Annotated in this window: 11 protein-coding genes; 5 read left to right on the top strand and 6 right to left on the bottom strand. The window is 66.7% G+C overall.

Translation table 11 applies throughout. The annotated features are described in order from the left end of the window. Positions 1 to 52: 52 nt before the first annotated feature. The gene (locus FHT09_RS04820) at positions 53 to 235 is read right to left on the bottom strand and encodes a 30S ribosomal protein THX (protein WP_016904806.1); all 183 of its coding nucleotides are present in this window, start codon (positions 233 to 235) and stop codon (positions 53 to 55) included. Between the two features lie 136 nt (positions 236 to 371). Further along, entirely contained in the window at positions 372 to 788 is a 417-nt protein-coding gene (locus FHT09_RS04815; RefSeq protein WP_024939915.1) for a MerC domain-containing protein, read from the bottom strand. Positions 789 to 950: 162 nt separating this feature from the next. On the opposite strand from FHT09_RS04815, the gene FHT09_RS04810 reads away from it, so the two are divergent. Together FHT09_RS04810 and FHT09_RS04805 are read left to right on the top strand one after the other, a co-directional pair. Then, entirely contained in the window at positions 951 to 3,017 is a 2,067-nt protein-coding gene (locus FHT09_RS04810; protein WP_104606125.1) for a TonB-dependent receptor, read from the top strand. A gap of 578 nt (positions 3,018 to 3,595) precedes the next feature. After that, positions 3,596 to 5,971 (top strand): TonB-dependent receptor, encoded by a 2,376-nt coding sequence (locus FHT09_RS04805; RefSeq protein ID WP_104606124.1) that lies wholly within the window; start codon positions 3,596 to 3,598, stop codon positions 5,969 to 5,971. A gap of 345 nt (positions 5,972 to 6,316) precedes the next feature. On the opposite strand, the gene FHT09_RS04800 is transcribed toward FHT09_RS04805, so the two are convergent. Continuing rightward, positions 6,317 to 7,348 (bottom strand): aldo/keto reductase, encoded by a 1,032-nt coding sequence (locus FHT09_RS04800; RefSeq protein ID WP_104606123.1) that lies wholly within the window; start codon positions 7,346 to 7,348, stop codon positions 6,317 to 6,319. Between the two features lie 11 nt (positions 7,349 to 7,359). Here FHT09_RS04800 and FHT09_RS20185 point away from each other — a divergent pair, with 11 nt between their 5' ends. Further along, positions 7,360 to 7,494: a hypothetical protein gene (locus FHT09_RS20185; RefSeq protein WP_258077210.1), complete on the top strand. Its 135-nt coding sequence runs from the start codon at positions 7,360 to 7,362 to the stop codon at positions 7,492 to 7,494. A gap of 7 nt (positions 7,495 to 7,501) precedes the next feature. Here the strand turns inward: FHT09_RS20185 and FHT09_RS04795 are convergent, their stop codons facing one another. Then, positions 7,502 to 8,719: an MFS transporter gene (locus tag FHT09_RS04795; protein ID WP_104606122.1), complete on the bottom strand. Its 1,218-nt coding sequence runs from the start codon at positions 8,717 to 8,719 to the stop codon at positions 7,502 to 7,504. 101 nt (positions 8,720 to 8,820) lie between these two features. Here FHT09_RS04795 and FHT09_RS04790 point away from each other — a divergent pair, with 101 nt between their 5' ends. Beyond that, on the top strand, positions 8,821 to 9,735 hold the full coding sequence (locus FHT09_RS04790) for a LysR family transcriptional regulator (RefSeq protein WP_104606121.1): 915 nt from the start codon (positions 8,821 to 8,823) through the stop codon (positions 9,733 to 9,735). A 721-nt stretch (positions 9,736 to 10,456) separates the two neighbouring features. On the opposite strand, the gene FHT09_RS04785 is transcribed toward FHT09_RS04790, so the two are convergent. After that, on the bottom strand, positions 10,457 to 10,660 hold the full coding sequence (locus FHT09_RS04785) for a hypothetical protein (RefSeq protein ID WP_104606119.1): 204 nt from the start codon (positions 10,658 to 10,660) through the stop codon (positions 10,457 to 10,459). Between the two features lie 234 nt (positions 10,661 to 10,894). Here FHT09_RS04785 and FHT09_RS04780 point away from each other — a divergent pair, with 234 nt between their 5' ends. Then, complete coding sequence (locus tag FHT09_RS04780; RefSeq protein ID WP_104606118.1) at positions 10,895 to 11,803, top strand: AraC family transcriptional regulator; 909 nt, start codon at positions 10,895 to 10,897, stop codon at positions 11,801 to 11,803. 110 nt (positions 11,804 to 11,913) lie between these two features. Here the strand turns inward: FHT09_RS04780 and FHT09_RS04775 are convergent, their stop codons facing one another. Continuing rightward, entirely contained in the window at positions 11,914 to 12,387 is a 474-nt protein-coding gene (locus tag FHT09_RS04775) for a cupin domain-containing protein (RefSeq protein ID WP_181141305.1), read from the bottom strand. Positions 12,388 to 12,413 lie beyond the last annotated feature (26 nt).

Raw genomic sequence — 12,413 nt, 5'->3', positions numbered from 1 at the left:
AAAAAAACGCGGCGCAAGCGCCGCGTTCTGCTGTCGCGAAGCGGGCGAAGGATCAGCCGGCCTTGGCAACGGTCTTCTTGGCGACAGCCTTCTTGGCCGGGGCCTTGACCACACCCTTCTTGGCGACCGGGGCAGCTGCACCCACGACAACCTTGCTCACCGCGTGCGAACGCGAATTGCCGTAGCTGGAATTGTAGCGCTTGCCCTTGGCGGTCTTGCGGTCACCCTTACCCATGTTCGTCGACTCCTGAATGTGAATGCTGAATACAAAATCCCCGTGCTGAACACGGGTCTGGCGAGGTTTACGCCGGCGGCGCCCTCGCGCAAGGCCGGCAAGCCTACCACGTAGGCCCCGGCCCGCGCAGCCCGGGCTAGTGTGCGCAGCTGGCGTCGTGGACGTGGGCGTGCCCGTGGTTCAGACGCAGATTGACCAGGTGGGCGATGCCGACCAGCGCACCACCGAGCGTCATCACCACCGCATGCGGCACCACCGCGTGGTGCAAGGGGTCGTAGAGCAAGCCGGCCCACAGCAGCAGCAAGCCCGGCAGCAACAGCGCCAGCGCATGCAGCGCCTTGTGGCGGCGATACCCCAATACCAGGCTAAACAAGCCCAGCAGCGTCACGAACACCACGATGGCCAATTCGACCCCATCGCCCAGCCAGAACGACAAGCCCAACGAGGGGGCCAGGGCCAGTACCAGCGGCAGCACCGCGCAATGCACGGCGCACAGCAGCGAACCGGTCGCACCGAAGCGGTCGAGCACATGGCGAAGGGACGGTAGAGGCATGACTTCCAGCAGGGCTCGCGGCGACGTGGAATAATATAACATCTTCCTTGTTCCAGACCCGCACCGCTACATCGCACATGCGAGCGGGTCCTGCCGTCGGCACAGTCGCCAAACTGCGCCTTATCATTGATATACAGTAACAATCACAGAGTCCGGCCTGCCATGCATCCTCGCCCCGCTTTCTCGTTCCGTCGCTCCACGCTCTCGCTGGCGTTGACCAGCCTGCTGACTCCCGCCCTGGCCATGGCCGAGGACGCGCCGACAGCTGCCGACCCGCAGACCCCGCCCAGCTCGGACACGCGCCACGACGCCACCGCCTCCAGTGGCCGCCATATCAAGGACCTGGACAAGGTCGTGGTCACCGCCAGCCCGCTGCGCGATGCGGCCGGGGAATTGAGCCGCCCGGTCGAGGTGCTGGCCGGCGAGCGTCTGGACGAGGTGCGCAGCGCCAGCCTGGGCGAAACCGTGGCCAGCCTGCCCGGTGTGCAGAGTTCCAATTTCGGCCCCGGCGTCGGCCGGCCGATCATCCGCGGCCTGGACGGCCCGCGCGTGGCGGTGCTGCGCGATGGCCTGTCCAGCCAGGACGTGTCCACGGTCAGCCAGGACCACTCGCCGGCGATCGAGCCGTTCCTGGCCAACCAGATCGAAGTGCTCAAGGGCCCCTCCACGCTGCTGTACGGCTCCGGCGCGATCGGCGGCGTGGTCAACGTGGTCGACGGGCGCATTGCCGAAACCCCGGTAGATGGCTTCAGCGGCCGCGCCGAAGTGCGCTTGGACGGTGGCGACAAGGACGGCAACACCGACATGTTCCGCGTCGATGCCGGCAATGGCAGCGGCCTGTCGATCCACGCCGACGGCGTGTACCGCAACCAGAACGATTACGACACCCCGCAGGGGCGCCAGCTCAACAGCTGGATCGACTCCAAGGTCGGCTCGGTCGGCGCCTCGCTGTCCGGCGACTGGGGTTTCGTCGGCCTGTCGGCCTCGCGTTTCCGCGACAACTACGGCAACCCCGGCGAGCCGGGCGATCCGACGATCGGCGAGCGTGGGGTGTCGTTGAAGCTGCAGCAGGACCGCTACGACCTCAAGGGCGGGCTGACCGATCCCTGGGGCGAAGGCAGCGCGCTGCGCTACAGCTTCGGCCACACCGATTACGCGCACACCGAGTTCGAAGGCGAAGAAGTCGGCACCGTGTTCACCAAGCGCGCCAACGAAGGCCGCGTGGAAGCCTCCTTCACCTTTGGCGGCGGCTGGCAGACCGCGTTCGGCCTGCAGGGCAGCGACACCACCTTCCAGGCGATCGGCGAGGAATCCTTCGTGCCCAAGACCGACACCCGCTCGCTCGGCGTGTTCGGCGTTGCGCGCAACAGCTGGGAGCGCGTCACCGCCGAAGTCGGCGCGCGCGTGGACAAGGTCAAGTACCGCACCGACATCGGCGTGGACCGCGACTTCACCCCGACCAGCTTCTCGGCCAGCGGCGGTTTCCGCTTCAACGAGCAGTGGCGCCTGACCGCCAACCTCGACCATGCCGAACGCGCGCCGGCCGAGGAAGAGTTGTTTGCCGACGGCCCGCATATCGCCACCCTCGCCTACGAGATCGGCGATGCGGATCTGAAGACCGAAAAGGCCAACCAGGCCGAGCTGGGGTTGAACTTCCAGAACGCATGGGTGGATGCCAAGATCGCCGCCTACTACAACCGCTACAACGACTTCGTCTACATCGTCGATACCGGCGGCCAATGGTTCAACGAAGAAGACAACGACTTCCTGCCGATCCGCCAGTGGACGCAGAACGATGCGGTCTTCCACGGCTTCGAGGGCGAGGCCACCTTCCATCTGGCCGACAACGACACCGGCGCGTGGGACCTGCGCGTGTTCGGCGACACCGTGCGTGCGCGCCTGAAGGATGGCGGCAACCTGCCGCGTATCGCACCGGGCCGGGTCGGCGCGCAGATGCGCTGGAACACCGATGCATGGCGCGCCTCGCTCGGCGCCACCCGCACCATGAAGCAGGACAAGGTGGCGGTGAACGAGACCCCGACCGACGGCTATACATTCGTCGATGCGCATCTGGCCTACCACGTGGACCGCGGCAGCAACGCGTGGGAAGTGTTCCTGGACGGCAACAACCTGACCAACCAGGACGCACGCGTGCACACCTCCTTCCTCAAGGACGATGTGATGCTTCCCGGGCGCAGCGCCTCGTTCGGCGTGCGCCTGTTCTTCTGACGGTAGCTCTCTCCCGCCGTCATAAGCGAGGCCGCCTTCGGGCGGCCTCGTCATGTCCGGCATCGGGACCGCTGGTCTCGGTGCGCTGCAATGCCGCACGTACCGGCATGGAGATGGCAGTTCTGCGCCGCACTGATCAACCTGCCGATCCGCGAAACGGCGCCAGGACGCGCAGCAGCGTAAAGCGGACGCAAGCGCATGCCCGCCTGGCATAAGGTAAGGCACCGTTGCGTGGTATCTCGCATGACATGCGTAAAGACCGTCGTGCTGCCGCGATGGATCGCATCGCCTGCGCTGTGGCGCGCATTGAAACAGCGCCACACGCAGCCCGATGTCGATGCAGGTGCCATGCGCACATGCCGCTAGCGCCGTGCTGCAGTGAACGATGGCGAGCCCGTTGGCTGCAGCTTGCCGCGGCGCACAACAGCTTTTGCCGGCAACTCCGTTAGAACAACACCGCGACGTGTGTCGCCGCGTTGCGTAACCGGCCTCTATCACGTGCTGCCGGCCACCCTTTGACGACGCATGCACGATGCGCGCATTGCCGCCAGCTGCGACGCCATCTCAGGAGACCTTTCATGACCTCATCGATGCCCCGCTATGCACTGTCCCTTGCCATCGGCACATTGCTTGCGTCCGTTGCGCATGCGCAATCCTCAACGGCGGAGCCTCGCAGCGAGGCCACCACGTTGGATGCAGTGATCGTCAGCGGCACCGCGCGCTTCAAGGGCCTGGCCAAGCGCGATGCCAGCTTCTCGATCACCACCGCCAGCCCGGAGCAGATCCAGCAGGCCGTGCCGCAGAGCACTGCAGACCTGCTGAAGATCGTGCCCGGCGTATGGGCCGAGCCCAGCGGCGGCGGCACCGGTGCCAATATCTTCGTGCGCGGCATGCCGTCCGAGGGCGATGCGCCGTTCGTGACCATGCAACTGGATGGCTCGCCGCTGTTTCCGCCGCCGACCCTGTCGTTCCTGGAGAATTCCACGCTGCTGCGCGTCGACGACACGGTCGAGCGCATGGAGGTGTTGCGTGGCGGCTCCAGCCCGATCTTCTCCAACGGCCAGCCGGGCCTGACGGTCAATTTCATCCAGAAAAAAGGCCAGGACGAGCCCGAAGGCAGCGTGCGCCTGACCGGCGGCAACAACGCCCTGCGCCGCATCGATGTGTTCAACAGCGGGCCGATGGGCAATGGCTGGTACTACAGCGTGGGCGGTTTCTTTCGCCAAACCGATGGCGTCCGCGACCCGCAGTTCTCCGCCGACAAGGGTGGCCAGTTCAGCGCCACCTTGAGCAAGCGCTGGGACAGTGGCGAGCTGTCGTTCTACGCGCGGCATACCGACGACAACAATGCCTTCTACACCGCCATTCCGCTGCTGTCGCGCAACAACGGCAACGATCTGTCCAGTTTTCCCGGCTTGAATGCGCAGACCGGCACCCTGCTCGGCCGCGACTTCCGCAATGTCGACCTGCTGGTCGGGCCGGATGGACAGACCATCCGCCGCGATCTGGCTGACGGACGCGGCGTCAACATCGATGTGTTCGGCGGCGAACTGAACTGGGAGACCGGCGACTGGACCATTGCCGACCGCTTCAACGTGATGAGCGGCAGCGCGCCGACCTATGCGTTGTTCACCGGCGATGCGCCGCAGCGCCTGGGCGATTTCATCGCCAGCTACGGCAGCAGCGGCACCGCGACGTACACCAATGGCGGCGGCATGGTCGATCCGAATCAGCAGGTGCTGGAAGCCGGCTGGTGGTCGGTGGACAAGCGCCTGAATTCGCTCACCAACGACCTGCGCCTGAGCCGCGAACTGTTTGCCGGCAATACGCTCACAGTGGGTGCGTACTACGCCAGGTATTCCTCGGCCGACACCTGGTACCTGGGCAACACCATGCTGCTCACCGCGCAGAACAACGCGCGCCGTATCGATCTGGCGCTGGACAACGGGCAGCAGGCCACGCGCCAGGGCTTCACCAGCACCGCGTTCTTCAACCTGCGCGCCAACTACGATGGCGAGAACATCGCCGCCTTCGTCGCCGACGAATGGGAGCTCAACGCGCGGCTGCGCCTGGACCTGGGCGCCCGCTACGAACGCCAGAGCGTCACCGGCGATGTGCACGACACCGCCACGGTCGATCTGGACGGCAACCCGGCCACGCTGTACGACAACGCCACCTCGCTGGCGCTGGCCAGCACGCGCCGCATCGACCAGGACGATGAGGCGTTCTCCTGGACGGCGGGCCTGAACTTCACGCTCGATGCGCACAACAGCCTGTTCGCACGCGTCAACTCGGGGGTGAAGTTCCCAGGCTTCGACAATCTGCGCGATGGTCAGAATCGCGTGCAGGAAGTGGATCAGTACGAACTCGGGCTCAAGTCCGGTGCCGGCAGCTACGACCTGTACCTGACCGCGTTCTACAACACCTTCAAGAACTCGCCGTTCCAGGCGTTTTTGGCCAATGGCGAGAACTTCACCACCGTGGGCGACGCGCGTGCGCGCGGGCTGGAAGTGGAAGGCGCAATTCGCCCGTTCGGCGGCTTCGAGCTGGCCGGCACCGGGGTGTGGCTGGATGCGAAGTACCGCAACTACCGCGAGTTCACCGGCAACCAGGTGATGCGCCAGCCCAAGCGCCAGTTCCGCATCACGCCCAGTTATTACTGGATGCTGCCGTTCGGCGACCTGAAGGTGTTTGCCACCTATTCCTACATCGGCGATCGCTTTGCGGACCTGGCCAACAGCCAGCGGCTGCCGTCCTACGACATGCTCGACATTGGCGCCAATCTGCATGTGGGCGAACACTGGGAAGTGACCGCCAGCGGCAGCAACGTCACCGACACGCTGGGCCTGACCGAAGGCAATGTGCGCGTGCCGGGTGCTGCGACCGGCGGCGTGTTCATGGGCCGGCCGATCGCCGGACGGCAGTACCAGATGTCGGTGGCGTATCGCTGGTAAGCAAGCCAAGGCGTCGTTCCGCGCGGCAGTCCAGGGCCGTCGCGCGGTCTACGTGTGGGCGCACTGCCACGTCCTCGAACGCGCAACGTGGAAACACAGACACACTGCATGCCTGCCTCTGGCAGCCGGTCAGCCGTTACCCCGTCGCAGCCATTCGACTGCTGTGCTTTCTCATCGCCAGCATCGGCCGCGCAACCGCGCACAGCGGGGCCGATCGACGACCTGTCGCATCCGCCGTTCAACCCGGGTGCGCTCTTTCGGCTCTTTCGAGGCATAAGGGTGCCCTATCCCGAGGTAATTCCGCGCGCGGCACGGCCCTTGTGATGCCGCTCTCGTGATGCCGCACTACACCGGCAGCGGGCTGCGTTCGGCAAAGTGCCCGCGCCAGTACGGGTAATACGGATACGGCGGCTCCACCGCGCTCACCGCATCCAGGCGCGCACGTTGCTCGTCCGTCAGCGACCACCCCACCGCGCCCAGGTTCTGGCGCAGCTGCGCTTCGTCGCGTGCGCCGATCAGCACCGTGCTCACGGTGGGCCGTTGCAGCAGCCAGTTGATGGCGATCTGCGGCACGCTGCGGCCGGTCTCTTCGGCAATCGCGTCGAGCACATCGACGATGTCGAACAGGCGCTCGTCGCTGATCGCCGGCCCGGCGGCAGCGGTGGCGTGCAGGCGACTGTGTTCGGGCAACGCCTGGCCGCGGCGCAGCTTGCCGGTCAGACGCCCCCAGCCCAGCGGACTCCACACCACCGCGCTCACGCCCTGGTCGATGCCCAACGGCATCAGCTCCCATTCGTAATCGCGCCCGGCCAGCGAGTAGTAGGTCTGGTTGGCGACAAAGCGGCTCCAGCCCTGCGCGTCGGCCACCGCCAACGACTTCATCAGCTGCCAACCGGCGTAGTTGGACGCGCCCAGATAGCGCACCTTGCCGGCGCGGACCAGCGCATCGAGCGTGGTCAGGGTTTCTTCCACCGGGGTCATCGCGTCGAAGGCATGCAGCTGCAGCAGATCGATATAGTCGGTACGCAAGCGTCGCAACGAGGCATCCACCGCACGCAACAGGCGGAAGCGCGAGGCGCCGGCGTCGTTGGGACCATCGCCCAGACGCAGACCGGTCTTGGTCGAGAGGATCACCTGATCGCGGCGGCCCTGCAGCGCCTGGCCGAGAATCTCTTCAGAGGCGCCGTCCGAATACACATCGGCGGTGTCGAACAGGTTCAGGCCCGCCTCCAGGCACAGATCGATCATGCGCCGCGCCTGCGCCACATCGGTATCGCCCCATGCGGAAAACAGCGGCCCCTTGCCGCCAAAGGTGCCGGCCCCCAGACCCAGCACCGGCACCTTGAAACCGGAACGGCCGAGAAAACGTGTGTCCATCGCAATGCTCCTTGAAACCGAAAGAAAATCCGCGCGCCGTGCCGGCCGATCCGGCAACGCGCGACACCGGGCGCGACGATCCGCTCGCCGACCACCTGCGCGATCGCGCAGGTAGCCGGCTGCGCGGCCACTGCGCTCATGCCTAAGAACGAATCAACCGGCCTGCGCGCACACGCCCGATGCGGCGGCACGCCGGCGTTGCAGCTGCACGCTCCACAACGCAATCCCCAGGCCGAGCGCGCTCAACAGCGTGGCGACCCACGGGGTGGCGACCAGGCCGGCGTGCGTGGCGATCACCACACCGCCCAGCCAGGCGCCCAGCGCATTGCCCAGATTGAACGCGGCGATATTGAGACTGGAGGCCAGGTTCTGGCCGGCACCGCGTGCATGCTCGAGCACGCGCAACTGCAGCGGCGCCACGGTGGCGAAGGCGGCCACGCCCAGCAGCCCGACGAACACCACCATCGCGGTCTTGGTGTGCAGCACCAGGCCTATCGCGGCGAGCACCAGCACCAACGCCGCCAGGCTGCCCAGCAAGGCGGCGGTGGGGCGCCGGTCGGCCAGACGCCCGCCCAGCAGATTGCCCGCGATCATGCCGACGCCGAAGACCAGCAACACCGGCGACACCGCCGTCTGCGCGAAACCGCTCACGTCCACCAGCAACGGCTGGATATAGGTGAACACCGCGAACACGCCGGCATAGCCCACCACCGTGATTGCCAGCGCCAGCAGCACCTGCCCGCGCCCCAGCACCGCCACTTCCTGGCGCCACGACACCGGCGCGGCCGCGCCTGCGTTCGCCGGCACCCACAACGCCACTGCGGCCGTGGCCAGCACGCCGACGATCGCAACCGCCCAGAACGTCGCCCGCCAGCCCAGCTGCAGGCCCAGCCAGGCGCCGGCCGGCACGCCCAGTAGCGTGGCCACGGTCAGCCCGGCAAACATCAGCGAGATCGCCGACGCACGGCGCTCGGCCGGGACCAGCGAGGTCGCCACCACCGCGCCCACGCCGAAGAAGGTGCCGTGCGCCAGCGAGGTCAGCACGCGCGCAACCATCAGGCCGGTGTAATCCGGCGCCAGCGCGCAGGCCACGTTGCCCAGGGTGAAGATCGCCATCAGCCCGACCAGCACCGCCTTGCGCGGCAGCCGTGCACTGGCCAGCGTCAGCACCGGTGCCCCGACAAACACGCCCAGTGCATAGCCGCTGATCAGCAGGCCGGCGGCGCTGAGCGACACGCCCAGGTCGGTGGCCACCTGCTGCAGCAGGCCCATGATCACGAACTCGGTGGTGCCGATGCCGAAGGCACCGATGGTCAGCGCCAGCAGCGCTGGGGGAAAACGCGAACAACGCGCGGAAGCGGACGTGGGCATGGACATGGACCAGAGAGGACAACGCACAGCCTGCGCTCCGGCGTACCAAGCAAAAACCCCTGCTATCCTGATTCACTATCAACCAATCGTTGAGAATCGTAATGGACCGCCTCGGCGATATCGCCCTGTTCCTGCGCGTGCTCGATTCCGGCTCGATCACGGCCGGTGCGCGCAGCCTGGACCTGTCGGTAGCGGTCGCCAGCCAGCGCCTGAAGCGGCTGGAACGCGACCTGGGCGTGCGCCTGCTGCACCGGACCACGCGCCGGTTGCACCCGACCCCCGAAGGCCAGCGCCTGGCCGAGCGCGGCCGCGTGCTGGTGCAGGATCTGGGTGCGCTGGCCGACGATCTGCGCGAGAGCGCACATGCGGTCGGCGGCATCCTGCGCATGACCATGTCGGCCTCGTTCGGGCGGCAGTACGTGTCGCCGTTGCTGCCGGAATTCCAGGCCCGCCATCCGCGCGTGCACATCAGTGCGCACCTGAGCGACGACCTGGTGGACCTGGTCAAGCAAGGCTTCGACCTGGCGATCCGCATCGGCCCGCTGGACGACTCCGGGCTGGTGGCGCGGCGCATCGCCGACAACCGCCGCACCCTCGCCGCCTCGCCCGATTACCTGCAGCGCCACGGCACCCCGCGCACGCCGGACGACCTGGCCGGGCATGCCGGGGTGCTGCTGATGGGCCGCGACGGCCGCCAGGATGTGTGGCCGTTGCAAACGCCGGAGGGCGGCCTGGTACGCGTCCGCATGCAAAGCCGCTTCGAGAGCAATTTCGGTGAGTTGATCCGCGATGCAGCCGTCGCCGGCCAAGGCATCGCGTTGCATTCGTACTGGCATATCGCCGAGGAACTGCGCAACGGCCGGTTGGTCGAAGTGCTCCCCGATTACCCGCCGCCGACCTCGCAGATCAACGCGGTGATGCCGGCGCGCCAGCTGCAGCCACCGCGTGTGCGTGCATTCGTGGATTTTCTGCAGGAACGCCTGGGCGAAGTGCCGCCGTGGGAGCTTGGCGGTTGAACGCGAGCGCGCTGGTCGCTTCGGCCGATCCTTGCTGGACGCAGCCCGATGCGTGGCTGCTAATCAACATCTTGGTTGGTTGGTGGCTGGATGGCACGTTGCAAGACGGAGAGCCCGATATGGGTTTGCGGATAGATCAGCTGTAAGACAGGCGATCTGCAGCTTGGCTGCAGGGCCCTCGCCCGCCCACCATCGCAGGACACGCCGCAAGTACGTCCTTGTAGGCTCTTACGCGGCATCCATGCCGCGTAAGGTCCCGCGACGGTGAGCGGGCAGGGACCTGTCTGGATGGTCGGTGTGCAAAATTAAGAGCAGTGCCTGCTGCGCGTTGTTTGATGCCGATGCGCCAGCTCAATGCCCGATGCATCTCTAGCGACAACCAGGCGAGATGGTCGGTGCGCATGGGCAAGCGCAGCACGTACTATGCATTTTGGATAGCGATGTACCTGCGCGGCCCAACAGTCAACGACCAATGCACGTCGCGCGACAGGCAGCTCTTATGCGAGCGTCGACCACCTTTCTGGTGCGGTGTCCTCGCCGGTTGCGGGCCCCTTGGCGGCATGGATGCCGCCAAGGAGCCTCCACGGACGGATTCAAGGCGTGTCCCGCAAGTGGTGAGGGCACCGCGCACTCGACTCACCAATCCATAAAGCACATGCGCCGGCACGCTGGCACCGTCGCTCCAGCGTCAAGGATGTGGTTGGCGCCCTACCGCCCCCGTTTAGCGCCCTGCACGCAGCAAGCGCCTATGCAACCCACGCCGCTGCGCTTCGCTGAGCAGATGCCCATGCGTGTTCAACAATCCCAGAATCTGCTGATGCGCTTGCGCCGTGCGGCGCGCAAGTTCGGCCGTGGCGGCAGCCTCAAGCGCCTTCCAGTCGGCCGGGTTTGCCGGTGCGGGGATGGTCGAACGTTTTGCGGGCATGGGACGGGATGGTCACGGAAACAGACACCCATGATACGGCGCGTATGTGATCGCAAGATCGTGGCTGGCCTGCCATTGCCAGGCGCCGGTCGCGCGGGCCCGACCGCCTGTGCCGGCACCAACCGGCACTACCTTTGCCCGCCGCTGCTGCGGACATGCGGGCTCCATGACAGTGGGTCTTGTACGATCGACGGCATCGCGGCCAAGCCGCCTGGTGCCACTGCCGAGTCCTGCATGTCCGCATTGACCGAGATGACCGACATCCTGCTGCGCCACGCCCCGGGCGACGGCATGCATGCCACCCGGATTGCCGGGTTGCAGATCATGCGCAGCGCCTCGCCGACGGTGTCGGTGCCCACTGTGTATACGCCGATGCTGTGCCTGGTGGCGCAAGGCCGCAAGCAGGCGATGCTGGGCGCGGCGGCGTACATCTATCACCCGCAGATGTATCTGGTGGCCTCGGTGGATCTGCCGATCGTCGGTTCGGTGGTGGAGGCCAGTGCCGCGCAGCCGTATCTGTGTTTCTGCCTGGATCTGGACACCGCGGTGCTGAGCGACCTGGCCGTCAGCCACCCGGAGCTGGTCGAGTCGCAGCGCGATGCGGCGCAGGCCGGCTTGTTGCTCAACCACAGCACGGCGCCATTGCAGGACGCTGCAGTGCGGCTGGCGCGTCTGCTCGACCAGCCGCAGGAGATCGCCGCGCTGGCGCCGCTGGTCCTGCGCGAAGTGCTCTATCGCCTGATGGCCGATCCGGCCAATGCGGTGGTGCGCCAGATGGCCATCGCCGACAGCCGGCTCAACCAGATTTCCAAAGCCATCGTGTGGCTGCGCGAGCATTACGCGCAGCGCTTCCGCATCGAGCAGATCGCCGATCTGTCGGCGATGAGCCGCTCCACCTTTCATGCGCATTTCAAGGCGGTCACCTCGATGACGCCGCTGGAATATCGCTCACATCTACGCGTACACGAAGCGCGCCGGCTGATGCTGGCCGAGGCGCTGAACGCCGCCGATGCCGGCTTCCGCGTCGGCTACGAGAGCGCCTCGCAATTCAGCCGCGACTACGCGCGCATTCTCGGCGCGCCGCCCGCGCGTGACGCACAACGGTTGCGCGCCGGTGCACAGGCTGCGGCACAAGCGGCATAAGCCAGTCCGAGCGCAGTTACGCAGTGGAGCGCAGTCACGCGCCCAGCACCAAGCAACATGCATCACCAACGGTGACGCGGCAGCCCCCCACATCATCGTTGAGCGCCGTTTCACTCGGCCGCGTACTGCGCCTCGCTGACCTGCTCCAGCCAGGTCAACGGCGAGCCGTCCTGCGCTTCGGCAATGGCGATATGCGCCATCGCCACGGAGGCGTTGGCGCCGTGCCAGTGCTTGACGCCCGGCGGGATCCACACGATGTCGCCCGGGCGGATCTGCTGCGCCGGCTTGCCCCATTCCTGCACACGCCCGGCACCGGCGGTGACGATCAGCGTCTGCCCCAACGGGTGGGTGTGCCAGGCGGTGCGCGCACCTGGCTCGAAGGTCACTGTGGCCCCGCCTACCCGCGCCGGCGCGTCGGTCTGGAATGGCGCATCAATGCGCACCTTGCCGGTGAAATAGTCGGCCGGGCCGGCTGCGGATGCGGCGCCGCCGGCCTTGCTCACCCTGATCGCTTGGGGCTCTTCACCACCGGGCGTGACGGCGGCCATCATCGACAGCGACATCGCGGTTGCGAACGGATTCATGGCAGTGCTCCTCGATCCAAGTGCCT

The organism is Xanthomonas sp. CFBP 8152 (assembly GCF_014199025.1).
Lineage (GTDB): Bacteria > Pseudomonadota > Gammaproteobacteria > Xanthomonadales > Xanthomonadaceae > Xanthomonas > Xanthomonas arboricola_B.
Note: the sequence above shows the minus strand (reverse complement) of the source record. Positions and strands in the feature narration are given on the sequence as shown.